A 17,638-nucleotide genomic window follows, 5' to 3' on the forward strand; every position below is an offset into this window, starting at 1 on the left:
GTTTGCGTGAAAGCCCACTGGTCAGCGCGATCCGCACCGCATCCTTGCGAAATTCTTCCGTCCTGACTGTGCCCATGGTTCATCTCCTTTGCTGCACATTACGCTATCAAAGGAGCGGCACCAAACCGCGACAAGACCAAATTTACCCTTGCATGAACCGGGGCATCCACACATGGAGCCTCCGGAAGACCCGGAGCGGTTCAGAAGGCTGTTGTTGCGAGGGACAGTGGCAAACGGCTGGGGTTGCAGGTCTTTGATGCGTTGCCGCTTGTGGAATTGGACCGGCCCTGCCCTGCGTTGGGATCCTTCCGACTGGAGTGGTGGGTCTGCGGGTCAGAGCAGGCCCGTCAGCACACAGGCCGCGAACACGCCTGCAACCAGCAGCATCAGCCCGACGGCGAGCGAGCCGAGGTCCTTGGCGTCTTTGGCCATTTGCGACCATTCGGGCGACAGCCGGTCGGTCAGGACTTCGATGGCGGTGTTCAGCGCTTCCACGCTCAGGATCAGGGCCAGCAGGAATGCGGCGACCAGCCAGTGCCACAGTTCGGCCCCGCGCCACAGGAAGGCGACGGCCACCACAGCGGCGGCGGCGAGTTCCAGCCGCGTCGCGGTTTCTCGCCACAGGCGGCGCAGGCCGGCGAGGGAATAGCCGGTGGCGTCAAGGGCGTGCAGAATGCCACGGCGGGCGGGCACGACGATGCGGCGGGTGGGTGTCGGATCGTCCATCGGCTTGCGTTCCCAAGGTGGCAGGTGGCACCCGGACCAGCCGCAGGGACGCGCGCCGGTGTGGGGCTTTTGCGACATTCCCGGCATTTGCCAACCGTGGGTTACGGTTGGCACGACCGGCGGCGCGGGCGATTGCCAAAACCATAGCAGAGTGAGCCACTTACCCCAATGACAAAACAAACCCTGCTTTGCAGCCGGCGGCCCGCAGGCGGTGGACTTCAGGGGCTGCCCCCCGCGCGCTGCCTAGACGGGCACATCCGGCACTGGCGCGGCCAAAGGCCCCTGCACCCTGCGGGAACATTGCCTGTCCGAGCCAGTTTCCATCCCGGCGACCAACGCAGGTTGGGTCGTGTGCAGCCAACGCAAAAACGGAGATGGATATGGACCACAGCACCCACAACCGGCTGAGTCTGGCCGAGCAGACAGCAGAAAACCTGACCGGCGCGCCGGTCTATGATGCGAATGACGAAAAGATCGGCACAATCTCGCATCTGCATGAGGGCGGTGTCGCAACTTCGGTCGTGATTGATATCGGCGGATTTCTTGGCATCGGGGCAAAGCCGGTGCTGATCGGCATCGATGATCTTGACATCATGCGCGACGAGTCTGGCAACGTGCATGCGGTGACCGACTGGAGCGAGGACGAGCTGCGCAACCTGCCCGAGCATGTCGACTGACCCTGCCCGGCCCGGCACCGCAATACGCTGCGGTGCCGGGCCGGCTCGTCCGGTTCCTATCGGACCCGCCGTCATCAGGGCTTGCGCCGCCTATTCAGCGGCGCTCTCAAAGGCGGACGGCACGGAGCCTGCATTGATGCGGGTGAATGTGGCCAGCGCCTGCCCCACCACCTGATCCATGTTCAGATACTGATAGGAGCCCAGCCGTCCCAGAAACCAGACATCATCCAGCTGCGAGGCGGCAGTACGGTACATCCGGTACAGCAACTGGTTTTCGGCACGCGGGATGGGGTAATAGGGATCACCCTCATCGCTGGGGTATTCATAGGTCAGGCTGGTTTTCGGGTGCGTCTGCCCGGTCAGATGTTTGTATTCGGTGATGCGGGTGTAGTCTTCGGTCTGGGGGTAATTGATCACCGCCACCGGCTGCGCCCATTCGACATCACGGGTTTCATGCACAAATCGCAACGAGCGATAGGGCAAGGCCCCGTAGCGATGGCCGAAGTATTCGTCGATCGGCCCGGTATAGATGATGCGCCGCGCCTTTGGCCGGTCGCGGGCCGCGTTCCATGTGGTGTTCAGCTCGATACGGATGTTGGGATGGTCGAGCATGCGCGCGAACATGGCGCTGTAGCCTTCGGCGGGCATCTGCTGAAACCGGTCGGTGAAGTAACGGTCGTCGCGGTTGGTGCGGGTGGGAATCCGTGCCGTGACGATGCGCGACAGTTGCGACGGATCAAGGCCCCACTGTTTGCGGGTATATCCCTGAAAAAACTTTTCATACAGATCGCGGCCGACGGTGGAAACCACCACATCCTCAGATGTCCTGATGTCGGCGACATGTTCACGCCGGCTTTCCAGAAACGCCTCCATCCCGGCGGAATCGAGCGACAGGCCGTAAAGCCGGTTCACGGTATCAAGGTTGATGGGGATGGGCAGAAGCTGGCCATCGACCTGGGCCAGAACCCGGTGTTCATAGGGGCGCCACCGGGTGAATTGCGACAGGTAGTCAACCACGCTGGCGGCGTTGGTGTGAAAGATATGCGGGCCATAGCGGTGCACCAGAACCCCCGCCGCATCATGGTAATCATAGGCGTTGCCGCCGATGTGGTCGCGCTTGTCCATCACAAGCACGGTTTCCTTGCGCTGCGAGGCGATGCGTTCGGCAAGCACGCTGCCGGCGAAACCGGCCCCGACGATCAACCAGTCAAACATGGGCGGGCTCCTTTGCGACCTTGCTGCGCGCCATCATCAGCGCTTGCATCGACCGCCAGGTCCGTGCCCAGGACATCTGCCGCAGCGCCCGGTCCACCGCTTGTGACCAATCGGCAGTGGCGGGGGACAGACAGGCGCGCAGGTCTGTCGCCACGGTGGCGGCGTCGGTGATGGTGACCAGACCCTGACGGCCATAGGACGCCACCACATCGGCAACAGCGGTAGAGGCCACCGGCAAACCTGCCGCCAGATATTCCGGCGTTTTGGTCGGGCTGATGAAACGGGTGGCGTCGTTCAGGGCAAAGGGCATCCACGCCGCCTGCCAGTTGGCCATATAGGCCGGAAGATCGGCATAATCCTTGCAGCCCAGCCAGTGGATGTTCGCCGCACGCGGCAAGGTGGCCGGGTCGATCTTGGCGGTGGGGCCAAGCATCACGAACTGCACCTCTGGCATGGCGGCGGCGGCAGTGGCGATCAAGTCAAGGTCGATGCGTTCGTCGATCACCCCGGCAAAGCCGATGCGCGGCTGTGCCAGACCCGCCTGATCGCCCGGATCGGTCAGCTGCTGGCGGGCGCGTGCGAAATGGTCGGTATCGACGCTGCTGGGGAAACAGTGCACATCGGGGTGCTGGGCGCGCTTTGCCTCGAACAGGCTGCGCCCGCCGGTGAACACCAGATCGGCACGGTCCAGCAAGGCCCGCTCCAGCGCCTTCAGCTCGGGCGGGGCGAAGCGGAAGGCGGAAAGCTCGTCCATGCAGTCGTAGACGCACAGGTGGCAGGGCTGGTCCTGCACAAAGCGTAGGGCCATGGGCGTGTAGAACCAGTGCGTCACCACATCGCCCTTCAGGCTGCGATGAAGGTCGGCGACCAGCTTTTGCTGTTCAAGGACCTGATCGGCTGCGGGGTCGATGCAAGGCGTCAGAACCATCACGCCCGAAGCGGCAACCTGCATCCGGAACGTTGACTCTCCCGGCGCGGCGATGGGCTCTTCGATGAAAAACACCCGGTCGGTCCGCGCCGCATGGCTGAGCACGTGCTGGGGGCGCTGATGCACAAATCCCCAGCGCAGATGGGAAAAGCACACGATGGTCCGACGCGCATACAGGACATCCGGCACCCCGCCCTGCGCAGGCGGAGACGGCGTAAAAGCGGTATTCATGGGGGCACCTGAGTGTTGAAGGTCTGAGGCGCTCAACCGGCTGGCGGGGGATTTGTTCCTGCGGCCTGTGAACGCCCGCGCAATCAGTCGCCCGACAGGGCCAGCACCCGCGGGCACAGGGCTGCGGCCGGGCTTGGGCTGCCGTCCTGCCAGTCAAAATCTGCCATGTGGCACAGGAATTTTCCGGCCCGGCGCTGCACCAGAACCGGCGTTTCCATCTGGTAGGCCGGGATCTGGGCGGACCCTATCTTACCCGCTGCCAGCTGCGCGTAAATCTGCGACAGTTCCGACGGCATCCGGTCAAAACGGTGGGACAAATAATAGATGCCCTGCGGATCGATGTTCCGGTCAGGCGTGCGGCACAGCGAATCCCAATCGGTGGAATCGATGAACGGATACCAGCAAAAGCCGTCAAACCGCAGCCCGCGCGCCTGCAGATCGGGCATCAACGCCTCACATTCTCGCACCATGTATTTCAGCCAGGTCATCCGGTCCTCGATCCGGCCGCGCATATTGGTTTCGGACAGCATCACATCAAACGGATAGCGGGCGATATATTCCATCGCCAGACCACGAAAGCCCAGCGGGCGGAACGCATCGCTGCTGCCCGCCCGGGTCCAGCCCATTTCGCTATGGGCATAGTAATCCAGCCCAAGCACGTCGATGCGCGCCGGCTGATCGCGGTAAAGTGCCAGCTCGGCGGCGGTCAGTCCGTGACGCCGGAACAACGCATACAGCGGATGCGCCGCGTCCATCCGCCCCAGCAGCAGATCAAGCACGGCAAAGCGCAGGTGGTTGCTGAACGCGGCATGATCGCGCGAGGCGGCATCCAACGCGCAGTGCTTTTCGCAGGTGTCGACATGCACGATCCGCAGGCCCGGCACTGATGCTTCCAGCATGGCGGTGGCCTGATGGATGGCGCGCACCACGCCAAGGATCATCGGGGCCACCCCGTCGCGGCCCCGCCAGTGCGGATACCACGCGCCGATGAACCCCGACAGAATGGCGGTGGCCACGGGCTCGTTGACCACGGTGAAATGCGTAACCCAAGGGTAGCGTCGTGAAAACGCCGCCAGAAAGGCGGTGTACCGGCGCGGGAACTGCGGGTCGGCAAACCCATGGGTCAGCCAGTGCGGAAAGCTGGTGTGATGCAGCGGATCGACAATCGGCCGCAGACGCAGCTGCCGGATCTGGCGCAGATAGCTGTCGGTCCATGTCCAGTCATAGATGCCGCGCACCCGCTCGATCTTGTGCCAGGGGATGCAGCAGCGGAATTCTTTCAGCCCGTCCGCCGCAAGCAGACCCAGATCCTCAGGATAGCGCCGCGCGTGTTCGCTGGTGTCCAGCACATCGGTGTCATGGCCGAACATCTGGGTGCCTTCAAACCCGCTGAGAAAGGAAAACTGGCCTGCGGGGTCAGCATGTCTGGCGTGGTCTGGCGGCATGGGCAGGGGTCCGATCCGGTTCGCCAGAACCCGCAATGGCCCCGGCTGCTGGCTGACCTAAAGCCGTCAGGGCCGCGAATGTTCCCTGTAACGCACGCAAAACCCGGCCTGCCGCGACTGCGCCGCCACCCCCTGCCCCTTGCGCAGAAGGAACATTTTGCGGGGTTTGCCGTTCGTAGACACAGATCAAATCAATGAATGACATACATGAAAGAAAGGATATCCGATGTTTCGCCCCCTTGCCTGCGCGGCGCTTCTGGCCGCGACAGCCGTGATTGCCCCCCCGGTTTACGCCCAGACCGCCACCGACGATCTGCCTTCGGCAGAAAACTGGTGGGATCGGGTGGGTGCTAATTTTTTCAGCGATGACGGCCTGCGTACCCTGCGCCCCCAGCATGAAATTCTGGCGCAATGGACCGCGCTGAGCGAGGACGATCAGGCGGCGGTGCTGGAACGCTGCGCCATTCTGGCCGACCGTGCGCAGAACACCACCAGCACTGATGGTGTTACGGTTCCGTCAGAACAACGCGGATCGAACACCGAACTGGGGGCCACCGCGTCAGAGCGCGCCCTGCACGCGGATGGCGCGGAACTGCCCGCCGATGAGGGGACGCAACGCGCCGACACTGCGCCGGATATGGCGGGCCAAGCCGCCGATCAGACCTCGATCACCGGAGCCGTCGGGGGTGCGGAAGTGCACAGCCCGGCAGACGGTGTTCAACCCTATACCGGGCTTGCCGGGGGTGTGACGGCCGACGATGCGGAATTGCGCCCGATCTGCGGCGTGGTTGCCGGCATCTGAACCCTGACAGCGGATGTGCAGGGACATGACCATGCCCCCGCACCCCGTTCAGCTTCCCACCAGCTCCCCCCCGTTCGGATGCAGGGTTTGCCCGGTGATGTAAGAACTGTCCTGACAAGCCAGAAACAAAATGGCGGGGGCGACCTCATTGGGTTGCCCGGCCCGGCCCAGCGGCGTGTCTTCGCCAAAGCTGCCCACCTTGTCTGCCGGGAATGAGGCCGGGATCAGCGGGGTCCAGATCGGCCCCGGTGCCACCGCATTCACCCGGATGCCCCGCTCTGCCAGTTTGGCCGACAGGGTGCGGGTAAGGGCCAGAATGGCCCCTTTGGTCGAGGCATAATCGGTCAGCTGCTTTTGCCCCCGGAACGCCGTGACCGAGGTGATGTTGATGATGGTGTCATCACGCTGCATCTGCCCCACAATCGCCTGAACAGTGAAGAACTGCCCGAAGATATTGGTGCGGAAGGTGCGCTCCAGCTGATCTTCCGAGATATCTTCGATGTTGTCCTGCACATGTTGTTCGGCGGCGTTGTTGACCAGAATGTTGATGCGGCCAAAGCGGTCGATGACCGATTTTACCGCCGCCTCAACCGCTGTCTTGTCGCCGATATCCAGTGCCACTTTCATCGCCTCGCCGCCTTCGTCGGTGATGCTGTCGATGGTGTCATCGGCGTCGCCGTGTTCATCCTTGTACAGGATCGCCACTTTTGCGCCTTCGCGGGCGAACAGCACCGCAGTGGCGCGCCCGATGCCGCTGTCACCGCCGGTGATCAGCGCCACCTTGCCTTGCAACCGCCCCGAGCCGGGAAAATGCGGCTGGAAGTCCGGTGCGGGGGTCATGTCGGCTTCAGTGCCGGGCTGATGATCCTGTTCCTGAGGGGGGAGGTCCTTGTGCATCTGTGTCATCCTTTTTCGGCTGGTCTCTTTTCGGTGCGACGCCTGGGTCGCGTCAGGGGCAAACCCCCGCCCGGCCACATTGTTCCGCCCGGTGGCGGGTCAAAGACTTTACGCAGGGCGGCGGAACAAATCGGGTTGGCCGCGGTTGGAAGCTCAGGACATGCCGGCACTGCCAATGCCAGCCGGCTTTCAGGAGGACCACCATGCAGACCGATCACCAGAACACCCATGCGCAGGACGACGAGTCAGAGGTGACCAAGGCCGCCCGGCGCGAATATGATGATGCAAAGACCCGGCTGTCCGACGCGGCAGAACGGGTGAAGGCCGAGGCGCAGAACGCCGGATCGACGATTTCTACCCTGATCCTTGACGAGCTGGACCGCCGCGCCGCCGATTTCGGCACCCAGTTCCAATCGGTCGCAAGCCGCCTGCGCGGGAACGCGGGCGAGGATCAGGACGGCGAAGGTGCCGCCATCTCGAACGCCCTGTCCGAACAGGCCGCCGATCTGATTGAAGACGTCTCTTCGCGGCTGCAAGGTCAGTCGATCCGCGACATCGGTCAGCGGCTGGGCCAGTTCGGCCGCGAAAATCCCGCCCTATTCGTGATGGGCTGTCTTTTGACCGGCGCGATGGCCGGGCGGATGATCGTGGCGTCGGACACGTCGTCGGGCCGTAAAAACCCGGGCCAGTCTTCGGGCCTGTCGGGTCAGGCGCGGTCGGAGCGCTACGGCACGTCGCAGCGTTATGACGCCGCTGGCTCTGGGAATTCCGCAGGGCAAGGTACCGGCGAGTCAGCTTTCGGCGATGCCTCGCAGCGCTGGGACCAGACCGGGTCTGGCAGCACCTTTGCCGACAGCTCTGACGGTTCGGCTGCGGGTCGGCCGGGGTCTGGCCGATATGAATGACCGCGACATTCCCCCCCCACAGGGGACAGTGCCGCCCGGAGGGCTTGGCGGATTGCTGTCCGATCTGGTGCGTGATGTCACCGGGATCGTCCGGGGCGAAGGCAAACTGATCCGCACCGAAATTGCGCAGGCCGTCAGGGGCATGGGGGCCGGGGCCGAGATGATGGCGGGCGGTGCCATTTTGCTGCTGGTCGCCGCCATCGTGCTGGTTCAGGCGCTGGTGATCCTGCTTGCGGCATGGGTCGGGCCCGGCTGGGCCTCGGCCATCGTGGGTGCGATCTTGGGTATCATCGGCGCGGTTCTGGTTGGAGCCGGGCGCAAAAAAATGGCGGTCACGGAACTGTTGCCGGACCGCACTTTACAACAAACCAGCCGGGATGTCCGGCTTGCAAAGGAGCAACTCTGATGGCTGACACAGCACAGAACCTTGAGAACGAAATCGAAGCCCACCGTGCAGGCGTGGAACAGACGCTGGACAAGATCAAACAGCGGCTGTCGGTCGATCAGATGGTCGATGATGTAGGGCAGTTTCTGGGCGTCGAGAACGTGCGCCACACCCTGAATGCGGCAGGCCAGCAGGTGCGGGAAAACCCGATAGCGCTGGCGCTGATCGGGGCCGGGGTTGCCTGGCTGATGATGGGGCGCGGCACCTCTGCACCCACAGCGCAGGACTCCTGGCGTGGCAGTGCCGACGACTGGCGCGGCGAGAGTGACAGCGGCTATGGCAGCCGGGCGGGCGACCGCTGGCAGTCCTATGCAGGCGGTCAGGACAGGCTGCAGGACGGCGACACGCTGACCGACAAGGCGAAGGCGACCGCAGCCGATCTTGGCGCGACCTTGGGCGACGTACCGGGCAAGGTGCGCGATGCGATGGGCAAAGCCACCGAAAGCGTGCAGTCGACGGTCGATGCTGCCAAGGAAAAGGCAGGATCATCCGTGCGCCCGCTGACCGATACCATCACGGCGCAGCCGTTGCTGGTGGGCGCGGTGGCGGTGGCCATCGGGGCGGTGCTGGGCAGTGCGATGCCGCGCACCCGCGCGGAAGACCGGGTGCTTGGCCCGCAGCGCGACAAGATCCTGAGCGCCGCCTCGCGCGCAACCGGCGAAATGGGCGACCGGATGGCCGATGCCGCCCGGACAACTTATCAGGCGGCAACCGCAGCGGCGCATGACGAAGGGCTGCTGCCCGACGCCGCCAGCCCCACGCTTGCGCAAAAGGTCGAGCGGGTGGCGACTGCCGCATTCGACACCGCAACAGCACAGGTTGACCCCGTGTTGCATGGCGATGACGCGGCCAGCGGTGATGACACCGGCAAGGTCGGCAGCGACGACGGCCTGACCGTCGGCGACACCTCCACCGGCACAGGGTCCGGCAAGGGCAAACGCCCGCGCGCCTGAGTCTGAGCCTGAGCCTGAAAGACGACCCGAGACTGAAACCAGTTATCAGGCCGACCCGGCGCGGTCGGCCTGATGACATCCCGTCGGAAAAACATGACCGGACGCCGCATCGGCGGCCGTCAGGGCCGAGGCGGGAAGAACCATGTCGCAGATCAGACCTTCTGGGTCCCACCGCTTCTGGATGCGCCCGCCGATCTGGCCCTCAAAGACAATGCCGATCAGGCGCGAGCCAAAGCCCTTGGTTTCGGCTGGGTCAGTCACCAATGGCCCGCCCTGTTCGCGCCAGCGGATATGCACTTCGGCGTCGACAACGGTCCAGCTGACGGTCAGCCTGCCCTTGGCCACGGACAAGGAGCCGTATTTCGCGGCATTGGTGGCCAGTTCGTGCAGCGCCATCGACAGGGGCTGGGCCGCGTTGACCCCAATGCGCAGGGGTGGCCCCGACAGAGTGATGTCAAAATCGGACCCGCTGTCATCCAGCGTGAAGGGCCGCAACTCGCTTTCCACGATGTCGCGCAGGGCCGCCCCGGTCCACTGCTGCTTGCCCAGCAGCGCCATGGTCTGACTGAGCGCGCGGACCCGGCCGGTCATGACCTGCGCCAGATCTTCGGCGCTGTCTGCCTTGGCGCTGCGCAGCAGGCTGACCACCACTGTCAGCGCATTCTTGGCCCGATGCTCCACCTCATGCGCCATCAGCACTACCAGTTCTTCCGACCGCTTCCGGTCCGAGATGTCATAGACCACGCCCATCAAACGCGACCCGCCCAACCGGCGCGAGGTGACCGTGCGGGCGCGCAGCGCGACCCACAGCGGGCCGTCGCCTTCCATGCCCGCGGGGCGTTGCAGCCGCACCTCGGCCTGAAACGACCCGCTGGCGCGCATCTGGCGCAGGGCCTGCGCCATGCTTTTTCTGTCATCACGGTGCAGCCGCGCCAGAACATCGCGCATCCGCACCGCACCCGAGGCGGGGTCAAAACCGAACAGCTCCAGCGCCTTGCGCGAACAGTGCATCGGCTGAGAGTGGCCGCGCCACTCCCAGGCCCCGATGCCCATGGCCTCTTGCGCCAGCCGCAGCCGGGCATCGCTTTCGGCCAGGGCCCGTTCGGTGCTGCGCAGCGGGGTCACGTCGACATGAATGCCGCGCAGCATCACCGCGCGCCCCTGGGCATCGCGGTCAATCTCGCCCCATGCGGCGATCCAGCGGGTTTCGCCATCCTTGGTCACAATCCGGTAGGTCTGGCCATAGCTGGTGTCGCCGCTGGCATCGGACAGCGCGCGCAACACCTCATTTTCGGCCTGCTCGCGATCATCGGGATGCACGCGCTTGGCCCAGTCTTCATGCGCTTCTTCGGCGGGAACCGGGTCGTGGCCGTGGATCGACATGTATTCGGGGGATCGGCGGCTGACACCCGTGCGCAAGTCGAATTCAAAGGCCCCCATCATGCCAAAGCGCTTTGCCCGCACCAGCCTGTCAGAGTTCAGGGCGTTGTCGCGCTGCAAGGTCACATTGCGCTGCCTCAGACGGCGCTGATCAAACACCACCCGCAGGCTGAGCAGCACAAGCGCCAGCGTTGCGGGAAGGCCGAACCCAAACAACGGCATCAGCGTTGCCCGCCATGCGGCCACGATCTGCGCCTTGGGCCGCGCGCTGATGGCATAAAGCGGAAGCTCGCCCACGGCATGCATCGCCACAAGCGCCTCGGTGCCGGGGATGGCGGTGGTGGACAGATGCACCGCTGTCGGATCGCCACGCTGGACATGATCGTAGAACGGGCTGCCGTCTTGCAGCTTTGGCAGCGGCTCGCCGTCTTTCACCAGCCCGCCCGTCGCCCCGATCAGATACCCGTCCGCCCGCATCAGCGCCATCCGGTCGGTCGGCGTGGGCAGCAGGCGTTCCAGCCCGTCGGCCAGCCCCCCCGGGCTGACCGAGATCAGGACAACGCCGTCAAACCCATCCTCGGTCGGAGGGTTTCCGGTATCACTGCGCCGACGCGCGAGCGAAAACAGCAAGTTCCCGTCAAACCGTCCGACAAAGGTCTGGCTGATGAACATGTCCGGCGCATCCGGGCCGCTGAGCACCTGAAAATAATCGCGGTCGAACAGCGAGGCGTCAGGGGCCGGAAAAATATTGGTGACAATCAACGGATATCCATTGCGGTCAATCACGTAGCTGAGCTGGCTTTGCGACAGCTCGCCGGTGATGCGCCCCAGATCCTGCCTCAGTTCCCATTCGCGGTCGCGGATCTCCTGATCGGTCAGCCCGCGCAGCCGTTCATTGGCCCGGCCGACCGCCACCATATAGCCTTCAAACGTCCGCTCGCTGTATTCGGCGGCAGATCTAGCCGCACGGCGCATGTCGGCTTCGGCACTGGCCCAAACCGGCCCCCAGTTCATCCACGCCACGGTGGCCATGATCGACAACGGCACAACAAACGCGGCAAGGGGCAGCACCATGTCACGCTGCCACAGCCTGCTGGCGGTGCCCTGCCTGGCCGCAGCCGACAGAAGTGCATCTTTCATCATGGACTGATGATGAACAGGATCCACGCGATATCCCAAAGGTTGAAGGAGGGTCCGAGAGGCTGGAGCAGGGTCGCCTTTATCCATCCGATAATCCGGCATTTTCTGATCAAGTCAAGAATGTGTTAAGAAACCGACCGGCGATTTTCCGCAGAACGGGCTCGCCTACCACGCGAGTGGGTCGCGCCTATTTCAATCGGCGCGAGGGACGGCGGACGCAGGGCGGTGCCGACATACATCAAGGGGGCAGCCATCAGGCCAACCCCCTTCATTTTGCGGCCTGAACGCGCGGTTGCACGCAAGCGATAATGCCCTGAGCGGTGCCGCCCTGACCGAAGCGTCGCCGACGCGACCGCCGTGACGGGCGGAAAGATCGCCCGCCCGGATCCGCACGTCAATGCGGCTTCAGCACGACCTTTATCCACTCATCCTGATTGTTCAGAAAGTTGTCATAGCCGGTTGGGGCCTCTTCCAGCGGCAGGCGGTGGCTGATCAGAAAGGTTGTATCGATCTCGCCCTCGGCAATGCGCTGCAGCAACGGTTTGAGATAGCGCTGCACGTGGGTCTGGCCGGTGCGCAGTTCCAGCCCCTTTTGCATGATGGCGCCCATCGGGAACATCTGCGTCAGGCCACCGTACACCCCGGGCACCGAGATGCGACCGCCCTTGCGGCAGGCCATGATCGCCTCCCGCAGGGCGTGGGCGGCATCATAGGGCAGGCCAAGCGCCTGTTTGGCCTTGTCGAGGATCGTGTCGGTGACAAAGCCATGACTTTCCATGCCCACCGCATCGATCACCGCATCCGGGCCGATGCCGCCGGTCATCTCGGTCAGCGCTTCCAGCACGCGGGTCTGGCGGAAATCGATGACCTTTGCCCCCAGCCCGCGCGCCAGATCCAGACGCCGGCTGTGGTGGTCGATGGCAATGACAGTCTCTGCCCCCATCAGCAACGCACTTTGAATGGCGAACAGGCCAACCGGCCCGCAGCCCCAGACCGCAACGGTATCGCCCGGTTCGATTTTTGCGTTTTCGGCGGCCATCCAGCCGGTTGGCAGAATGTCAGACAGAAACAGCACCTGTTCATCGTCCAGACCATCAGGAATGACAATCGGGCCGACATCTGAAAACGGCACCCGGACATATTGCGCCTGCCCGCCCGGATAGCCGCCGGTCAGGTGCGAATAGCCGAACAGCCCGCTCATCGCGTGGCCGAACTGCGTCTCGGTGGCGTCCTGGGTATCGACGGGGTTGGAATTGTCGCAGGCGGAAAACAGATCGTGCCTGCAGAAAAAGCACGCCCCGCAAGAAATGGTGAACGGCACCACCACCCGGTCACCAACCGACAGGGTGCTGCCGGGGCCGACATCGACGACGCGGCCCATGAATTCGTGGCCAAGAATGTCGCCGGGCATGACGCCCGGGATCACCCCGTCATACAGATGCAGGTCAGATCCGCAGATCGCGGTCGAGGTGACCTCGATGATCGCGTCGCGGGGGTTGACGATCTGCGGGTCGGGAACGGTGTCGACGCGGACATCTTTTGTGCCGTGCCATGTCAGTGCGCGCATGGGGTTCTCCTTAGTCCCTTTTGGTGCCAGCGGTGCCGGTATCTGGATCGGTGTCGGGGTCGCGGCGGTTGCGGGAGGTGGCGATTTCGCCGGTTTCCATCAGCATTTTCAGCCGCTTCAACGCGCGTCTGCCTTGGGTTTCCGGGTCGACGCCTGCCAGCTTTGCCACCATGCGGCCCAGCTCGCCCAGCATTGGGGTATAGGCAATGATTGCCTCGACCTCGGTGCCACGATCACCGGGGGCATCGCGGAACATCACCTTGCCTTGGGTCTTGATCAGCGACCCCTCGGTAGAGCGCCAGGCAATTTCCTCGCCCTCACGGTCGGATACGATCTCAGTTTCAAGATGCGCGGTGCCGATGGGGCCGTCGATATCCCAACGGAACACACCATTGCCAAGATCGGTGACGCCGCTGACATGGTCGATGACCCTGGGCAAGGTGGCCGGGTCGCGCCAGCGGTCATAGACCTCTTGCCGGGGGCGGTGGATGGTGACGGTGCGCCCGACCACGGCAAACCGGCCAAAGCGGGTCTGCCGGGCGGTGCGGCCCGGCGCGCTGTCGGTGCCCGTACCGGCTGCGGTGCGCGTTGCGGGCTGTCGGGTCAGGACGGCCGCCCCGATCAGCCCGCCGATCGCAATCGCGCCCAGTGTCAGCCAGCCAAGAGTGTGCTTTGAGGGTTCATTCGCGGGGCGTGTCATGGCGGCTGATCCTTTTGCTGTGATCGACGGTCAGTTGGTTGACGAGCGCTGTGCCGGGAAGGGCCGCGCTGATAACGCGCAGAACCTTGGCGCGGGCGGCGCTGTCGGGCAGCGTGCCCGACAGGATGATGCCGGTTTCCGCGCCGGGATGGCCGTCATCACCCCGGGTGTCCAGCGTCAGGTGAACGCAGGCAGCCAATGCCGGATCGAGGCTTTCAAGTGCCGCCTGCGCCGTGGCAACATCAGGGCCATCCCCGGCGTCTGGCGGCACATACAACCGTGGCCCCACGTCATCGTGCACCCAATGCCCGTTGGCAGCGGCAGTGCCGGAGGGTTCTGCAGCGGTCCCTGCGGGGGGATGCGGGCGGGATGGTTTATCTACCATGCGCATAGCCTTTCTGGGTTTGGGGGCCACGGGACAACCCAGCCGCCCCGACTAGTGCGGTCTGCAGGGCAGCACGCCGATGCCGCCCTGCCCCGCGCCCGGGATAAGGTGCCGTGTCAGGGCCGGTTCACGGGCGGACGGGACGACCCGACAGCCGCCGAGGCCGAAAGAAAGGTGCTGAAGCGGACCAGCTGCCAGATGGCCGAAAGACCCACCAGCACATAGACGATCCGTGCCAGCGGCGCTGCCTGCCCCCCGAAGATCGCGGCGACAAGGTCGAACTGGAACAGCCCGACCAAAAGCCAGTTCAGGCCGCCGACGATGATGAGGATCTGAGTAATGACATCAAGGTTTCGCATGTGGTTTTCTCCTGTGACAACAGACCGACAACTGAAGATTTCGGGGATTGTTCCCAAGGAAATGAAACGGTTTTCTCTGGCACCTGCGCTGTGACCCATCTGCCTGACGCAAGCAGACAGTGCGGCAAACATCCGTGCGGCCACACGCGCATAGGTTGCGCCGGACCCGGAGGGTTGTGTCCCGACGTGCGGCCTACAGGATCTCGTGAAAATCGCCGACGCCAATCTGGTCGATGATCATCTTGCGCGCCCGGTTGACCCGGCTTTTGATGGTGCCGACAGCGCAATTGCAGATCACAGCGGCGTCTTCATAACTTTCGCCCAACACCACGACCAGAACCAGAATTTCGCGGTGATGTTCGGGCAAGGCCTTGATCGCGGCCATGATGCGCTGCCCTTCGATGTAGGACGCGTTGTCCGGCAGCGTCACCGCCTGCACCGAGGCGCAATCCGCCGCCGCCGGGCTTTCGCGCACCCGTTTCTGGATGCTGGTATAAAACGTGTTGCGCATGATGGTGAACAGCCAGGCGCGCAGATTGGTGCCCGGCTCAAACCTGTTCACGTTGGCAATCGCTTTGACAAGGGTTTCCTGCACCAGATCATCCGCCTCGTCCGAATGACGGATCAGCGCGCGGGAATAGGCCCGCAGCGACGGGATCAACTGAACAACGTCATCCGCAACAGTAGAGGCAAGCGTGTCACGCATTGAAGACAGTCTCCATTCCGGCGTTACAGGGACGCCATGGTTAACGCGGGATCTGTCATCCGCGTTCCCTCTTCACTGCGGAAGATTGGCAGGTTTTATGGGGTTTTTCAGGTATTCCGCCATGATGCTTGCCCGCGACACGTCATCACGATCCGGCGACACCGCAGGTTTTGCGGAACATAAGCGGTGGTTGCGGCTTGATCCTCAGGCGGATGGGCCCGAACGCCCGACAGATCCGCGGCACAAAAGGAACTCAGCATGTCCCCCTCTGCCCCGCGCGCCCCCGGCGAACCGACACCAGAGCCGATCAATCCGCCGACCCCGGGTCTGCCCAATGATCTGCCGCCGGATTTTCCCGAACCACCCCAGCCCGATCGGGGCCCGGACCCGGACCCCTATGCCGATCCGGTGCAAGACCCGCAGCCCGATCTGCCACCCGAGCCGATCCAGACCCCGCCGGATGAAATCATCCCGCCGATGCAGGCCGTGTCCTAACCGCTGCGGGCTCTGTGTCAGGTTTACTTCTTTGACGGCAGGTCCTTGCGCGGGGTGGAGGCGAAATCCTTCAGCTCCCTCTCGGTCATGTCTTCATGCATCTCGCGCGATGCCCCTTTGAGACTTTTCACATCCGCATCGCCGCGCTTGGCAGCAAGCGCGGCGCCGGCGGCCTTTTGCTGTGCTTTTGATTTTGCAGGCATCTCAGAATCCTTTCCACAGTCCGGGGGTGGTTGCGACCTCCAGCATATTGCCGTCGGGGTCGCGGAAATACAGGCTGTGCCCACCGCGCTGCCAGTCAGAAGTGCCCTCAATTTCAATGCCATGAGCCGTCAGGTGGTCGCGCCATGGTTCCAGCTGATCGGGCGGGATGGCAAAGGCCATGTGGATCTGGCCCGACGCATCATGCGCGGGGATCAGGCCGCTTTTGGTGCGCACAGGCTCTGTGGTGCCGCCGCGCAGGAACAACAAAAGCACGCTGCGCCCGCGCACATCATAGGCGCGCATCCGGGCTTCGGCGTGCAGGACCGGCAGGCCGATGATCTGTTCGTAAAATTCGGCCGCGCGGTCCATGTCATCGACGTAAAGCGCAGTTTCCAGAATGGCGGTCAGGGCGGGTGGCATGGCTATTCCTCTCCGGTCTCATAAAGCGGCAGCACCCGGTCTTCGTCGATGCCGCCGATGGCGGTGAAGGTCCCGTCCGCCTGAAAATCACTGATCCGCAGGTGGGGGAACACGAAATACTTTGCCGCGACACGGTCTTGGGTCGCCGCAAAGATCACCCGGCGGATGCCCGCAAAGCGCAGGGCCGCAAGGCACATCTCACACGGTTGCAGCGTCGAGATCATCACGCAGCCCGACAGGTCGGTGCTGCCAAGGCTGGCGGCGGCGCGGGTGATCGCCACCATTTCGGCGTGCCGCGTCGGATCGGATTGCAACTGGACCTCGTTTTCGGCGGTCGCGATGGTCTGGCCCTTGTGGAGCACGGCGGCGGCGATACCAGCCTTGCCGCTTTCGTGGCGCGCGGCCAAAGCGCGGTCAATGGCATCACGCAGCGCGCTGGTTTCCTCAGGCGTGGGGGTGTCGGGACGGGTCATCAGTTCCGCTGCCCCAGCAAAAGCGTGCGGTGATCATAAGACCCGCCGGTCCGGTGAACGATGTCGCGGAACGGGCGCTGCCGGGCCAGTGCCGCGCAAAAGCGGTCACGCGCGTCATTCGCGCTGATCTCGGTCTGCGTCTCGCCCTGCCAGTGGACCAGCACAACTTCGCCCCCCTCCGTCGCATCGCGCGCGACACGCTGCGCCATGGTATCAATCTCATCAGGTGCCAGATAGTAGATGATTTCCGACAACATGATCAGGTCATATTGCCCCTGTGGCCAGTCCTGCGGCAGCGTCGCACGCAGCGCCCGTGCCTGCGGAAATGCAGCCAGACGCTGCGCTGCCCCCACGACCGCGAGCGGTGAAAAATCCAGCGCCAGCAACTGATCGCTGCGCGCCGCCAGACGGGCGCTGAGCACGCCGATGGAACACCCGGCCTCAAGCGCACAGGCATAGCGCGGGCGGGTCAGCGCGGCCAGCGTTGCGTCGTATTTGCGCCGTTCGTAGTCGCTGGTCTGATATCCCCAAGGATCGGAGGCCGCGCGATACAGACTGTCGAAATGTTCAGATGCCTTTGACATG

At 64.0% G+C, this 17,638-nt stretch carries 21 protein-coding genes; 6 read left to right on the plus strand and 15 right to left on the minus strand.

Annotation, left to right across the window (positions count from 1 at the left end; genetic code table 11):
• Window positions 1-333 precede the first annotated feature (333 nt).
• Window positions 334-726, minus strand: a complete 393-nt coding sequence (locus Q7J44_RS15190; protein ID WP_304881299.1) for a diacylglycerol kinase — start codon at window positions 724-726, stop codon at window positions 334-336.
• A 380-nt stretch (window positions 727-1,106) separates the two neighbouring features.
• On the opposite strand from Q7J44_RS15190, the gene Q7J44_RS15195 reads away from it, so the two are divergent.
• Window positions 1,107-1,403 (plus strand): PRC-barrel domain-containing protein, encoded by a 297-nt coding sequence (locus Q7J44_RS15195; protein ID WP_304881301.1) that lies wholly within the window; start codon window positions 1,107-1,109, stop codon window positions 1,401-1,403.
• A 90-nt stretch (window positions 1,404-1,493) separates the two neighbouring features.
• Here Q7J44_RS15195 and glf read toward each other — a convergent pair whose 3' ends face one another.
• From glf to Q7J44_RS15210, 3 genes are all read right to left on the minus strand, one after another.
• Window positions 1,494-2,618 (minus strand): UDP-galactopyranose mutase, encoded by a 1,125-nt coding sequence (gene glf / locus Q7J44_RS15200; protein WP_304881302.1) that lies wholly within the window; start codon window positions 2,616-2,618, stop codon window positions 1,494-1,496.
• On the minus strand, window positions 2,611-3,777 hold the full coding sequence (locus tag Q7J44_RS15205) for a glycosyltransferase (RefSeq protein ID WP_304881304.1): 1,167 nt from the start codon (window positions 3,775-3,777) through the stop codon (window positions 2,611-2,613). Before Q7J44_RS15205 ends, glf begins: the two co-directional genes overlap by 8 nt.
• Before the next feature lie 83 nt (window positions 3,778-3,860).
• Window positions 3,861-5,222: a hypothetical protein gene (locus Q7J44_RS15210; RefSeq protein WP_304881306.1), complete on the minus strand. Its 1,362-nt coding sequence runs from the start codon at window positions 5,220-5,222 to the stop codon at window positions 3,861-3,863.
• A 226-nt stretch (window positions 5,223-5,448) separates the two neighbouring features.
• Between Q7J44_RS15210 and Q7J44_RS15215 the strand changes: the two genes are divergently transcribed.
• Window positions 5,449-6,024 (plus strand): hypothetical protein, encoded by a 576-nt coding sequence (locus Q7J44_RS15215; RefSeq protein WP_304881307.1) that lies wholly within the window; start codon window positions 5,449-5,451, stop codon window positions 6,022-6,024.
• Window positions 6,025-6,072: 48 nt separating this feature from the next.
• On the opposite strand, the gene Q7J44_RS15220 is transcribed toward Q7J44_RS15215, so the two are convergent.
• The gene (locus tag Q7J44_RS15220) at window positions 6,073-6,921 is read right to left on the minus strand and encodes a glucose 1-dehydrogenase (protein WP_304881309.1); all 849 of its coding nucleotides are present in this window, start codon (window positions 6,919-6,921) and stop codon (window positions 6,073-6,075) included.
• 203 nt (window positions 6,922-7,124) lie between these two features.
• On the opposite strand from Q7J44_RS15220, the gene Q7J44_RS15225 reads away from it, so the two are divergent.
• The 3 genes from Q7J44_RS15225 to Q7J44_RS15235 are packed head-to-tail and all read left to right on the plus strand — an operon-like array spanning window position 7,125 to window position 9,224.
• A complete protein-coding gene (locus tag Q7J44_RS15225) occupies window positions 7,125-7,826 on the plus strand; it encodes a hypothetical protein (protein ID WP_304881311.1) in 702 nt (233 codons plus the stop codon).
• Window positions 7,819-8,232, plus strand: a complete 414-nt coding sequence (locus Q7J44_RS15230; RefSeq protein WP_304881313.1) for a phage holin family protein — start codon at window positions 7,819-7,821, stop codon at window positions 8,230-8,232. The genes Q7J44_RS15225 and Q7J44_RS15230 overlap by 8 nt, the downstream gene beginning before the upstream one ends.
• The gene (locus tag Q7J44_RS15235; RefSeq protein ID WP_304881315.1) at window positions 8,232-9,224 is read left to right on the plus strand and encodes a hypothetical protein; all 993 of its coding nucleotides are present in this window, start codon (window positions 8,232-8,234) and stop codon (window positions 9,222-9,224) included. Before Q7J44_RS15230 ends, Q7J44_RS15235 begins: the two co-directional genes overlap by 1 nt.
• Before the next feature lie 45 nt (window positions 9,225-9,269).
• Here Q7J44_RS15235 and Q7J44_RS15240 read toward each other — a convergent pair whose 3' ends face one another.
• From Q7J44_RS15240 to Q7J44_RS15265, 6 genes are all read right to left on the minus strand, one after another.
• Window positions 9,270-11,744 (minus strand): PAS domain-containing protein, encoded by a 2,475-nt coding sequence (locus Q7J44_RS15240; RefSeq protein WP_304881317.1) that lies wholly within the window; start codon window positions 11,742-11,744, stop codon window positions 9,270-9,272.
• Window positions 11,745-12,138: 394 nt separating this feature from the next.
• Window positions 12,139-13,311, minus strand: coding sequence for a zinc-dependent alcohol dehydrogenase (locus Q7J44_RS15245; RefSeq protein WP_304881319.1), 1,173 nt, complete (start codon window positions 13,309-13,311; stop codon window positions 12,139-12,141).
• Window positions 13,312-13,321: 10 nt separating this feature from the next.
• Window positions 13,322-14,011: an SRPBCC family protein gene (locus Q7J44_RS15250; protein WP_304881320.1), complete on the minus strand. Its 690-nt coding sequence runs from the start codon at window positions 14,009-14,011 to the stop codon at window positions 13,322-13,324.
• The gene (locus Q7J44_RS15255) at window positions 13,992-14,396 is read right to left on the minus strand and encodes a hypothetical protein (RefSeq protein ID WP_304881321.1); all 405 of its coding nucleotides are present in this window, start codon (window positions 14,394-14,396) and stop codon (window positions 13,992-13,994) included. The genes Q7J44_RS15250 and Q7J44_RS15255 overlap by 20 nt, the downstream gene beginning before the upstream one ends.
• A 116-nt stretch (window positions 14,397-14,512) precedes the next feature.
• Complete coding sequence (locus tag Q7J44_RS15260; protein ID WP_304881322.1) at window positions 14,513-14,755, minus strand: DUF378 domain-containing protein; 243 nt, start codon at window positions 14,753-14,755, stop codon at window positions 14,513-14,515.
• A gap of 193 nt (window positions 14,756-14,948) precedes the next feature.
• On the minus strand, window positions 14,949-15,461 hold the full coding sequence (locus tag Q7J44_RS15265; RefSeq protein WP_304881323.1) for a sigma-70 family RNA polymerase sigma factor: 513 nt from the start codon (window positions 15,459-15,461) through the stop codon (window positions 14,949-14,951).
• Between the two features lie 258 nt (window positions 15,462-15,719).
• Here Q7J44_RS15265 and Q7J44_RS15270 point away from each other — a divergent pair, with 258 nt between their 5' ends.
• Window positions 15,720-15,956, plus strand: coding sequence for a hypothetical protein (locus Q7J44_RS15270; RefSeq protein WP_304881325.1), 237 nt, complete (start codon window positions 15,720-15,722; stop codon window positions 15,954-15,956).
• A 23-nt stretch (window positions 15,957-15,979) separates the two neighbouring features.
• Here the strand turns inward: Q7J44_RS15270 and Q7J44_RS15275 are convergent, their stop codons facing one another.
• The 4 genes from Q7J44_RS15275 to Q7J44_RS15290 are packed head-to-tail and all read right to left on the minus strand — an operon-like array spanning window position 15,980 to window position 17,637.
• A complete protein-coding gene (locus Q7J44_RS15275; RefSeq protein WP_304881326.1) occupies window positions 15,980-16,159 on the minus strand; it encodes a DUF3008 family protein in 180 nt (59 codons plus the stop codon).
• A 1-nt stretch (window position 16,160) separates the two neighbouring features.
• Window positions 16,161-16,580: a VOC family protein gene (locus tag Q7J44_RS15280; RefSeq protein WP_304881328.1), complete on the minus strand. Its 420-nt coding sequence runs from the start codon at window positions 16,578-16,580 to the stop codon at window positions 16,161-16,163.
• Between the two features lie 2 nt (window positions 16,581-16,582).
• Entirely contained in the window at window positions 16,583-17,053 is a 471-nt protein-coding gene (locus tag Q7J44_RS15285; RefSeq protein WP_304881329.1) for a nucleoside deaminase, read from the minus strand.
• Window positions 17,053-17,637, minus strand: a complete 585-nt coding sequence (locus Q7J44_RS15290) for an SAM-dependent methyltransferase (protein ID WP_304881331.1) — start codon at window positions 17,635-17,637, stop codon at window positions 17,053-17,055. Before Q7J44_RS15290 ends, Q7J44_RS15285 begins: the two co-directional genes overlap by 1 nt.
• Between the last annotated feature and the right edge of the window lies 1 nt (window position 17,638).

It is taken from the genome of Pseudotabrizicola sp. (assembly GCF_030656345.1).
In the GTDB taxonomy this organism is placed as follows: Bacteria; Pseudomonadota; Alphaproteobacteria; order Rhodobacterales; family Rhodobacteraceae; genus Pseudotabrizicola.

Coding starts and splice junctions, on each gene's coding strand:
- Q7J44_RS15250 (WP_304881320.1), bottom strand. CDS start 14,011: ATGACACGCCCCGCGAATGAACCCTCAAAGCACACTCTTGGCTGGCTG.
- Q7J44_RS15255 (WP_304881321.1), bottom strand. CDS start 14,396: ATGGTAGATAAACCATCCCGCCCGCATCCCCCCGCAGGGACCGCTGCA.
- Q7J44_RS15285 (WP_304881329.1), bottom strand. CDS start 17,053: ATGACCCGTCCCGACACCCCCACGCCTGAGGAAACCAGCGCGCTGCGT.
- Q7J44_RS15215 (WP_304881307.1), top strand. CDS start 5,449: ATGTTTCGCCCCCTTGCCTGCGCGGCGCTTCTGGCCGCGACAGCCGTG.
- Q7J44_RS15195 (WP_304881301.1), top strand. CDS start 1,107: ATGGACCACAGCACCCACAACCGGCTGAGTCTGGCCGAGCAGACAGCA.
- Q7J44_RS15220 (WP_304881309.1), bottom strand. CDS start 6,921: ATGCACAAGGACCTCCCCCCTCAGGAACAGGATCATCAGCCCGGCACT.
- Q7J44_RS15290 (WP_304881331.1), bottom strand. CDS start 17,637: ATGTCAAAGGCATCTGAACATTTCGACAGTCTGTATCGCGCGGCCTCC.
- Q7J44_RS15205 (WP_304881304.1), bottom strand. CDS start 3,777: ATGAATACCGCTTTTACGCCGTCTCCGCCTGCGCAGGGCGGGGTGCCG.
- Q7J44_RS15240 (WP_304881317.1), bottom strand. CDS start 11,744: ATGAAAGATGCACTTCTGTCGGCTGCGGCCAGGCAGGGCACCGCCAGC.
- Q7J44_RS15190 (WP_304881299.1), bottom strand. CDS start 726: ATGGACGATCCGACACCCACCCGCCGCATCGTCGTGCCCGCCCGCCGT.
- Q7J44_RS15270 (WP_304881325.1), top strand. CDS start 15,720: ATGTCCCCCTCTGCCCCGCGCGCCCCCGGCGAACCGACACCAGAGCCG.
- Q7J44_RS15225 (WP_304881311.1), top strand. CDS start 7,125: ATGCAGACCGATCACCAGAACACCCATGCGCAGGACGACGAGTCAGAG.
- Q7J44_RS15275 (WP_304881326.1), bottom strand. CDS start 16,159: ATGCCTGCAAAATCAAAAGCACAGCAAAAGGCCGCCGGCGCCGCGCTT.
- Q7J44_RS15245 (WP_304881319.1), bottom strand. CDS start 13,311: ATGCGCGCACTGACATGGCACGGCACAAAAGATGTCCGCGTCGACACC.
- Q7J44_RS15260 (WP_304881322.1), bottom strand. CDS start 14,755: ATGCGAAACCTTGATGTCATTACTCAGATCCTCATCATCGTCGGCGGC.
- Q7J44_RS15280 (WP_304881328.1), bottom strand. CDS start 16,580: ATGCCACCCGCCCTGACCGCCATTCTGGAAACTGCGCTTTACGTCGAT.
- glf (WP_304881302.1), bottom strand. CDS start 2,618: ATGTTTGACTGGTTGATCGTCGGGGCCGGTTTCGCCGGCAGCGTGCTT.
- Q7J44_RS15210 (WP_304881306.1), bottom strand. CDS start 5,222: ATGCCGCCAGACCACGCCAGACATGCTGACCCCGCAGGCCAGTTTTCC.
- Q7J44_RS15265 (WP_304881323.1), bottom strand. CDS start 15,461: ATGCGTGACACGCTTGCCTCTACTGTTGCGGATGACGTTGTTCAGTTG.
- Q7J44_RS15230 (WP_304881313.1), top strand. CDS start 7,819: ATGAATGACCGCGACATTCCCCCCCCACAGGGGACAGTGCCGCCCGGA.
- Q7J44_RS15235 (WP_304881315.1), top strand. CDS start 8,232: ATGGCTGACACAGCACAGAACCTTGAGAACGAAATCGAAGCCCACCGT.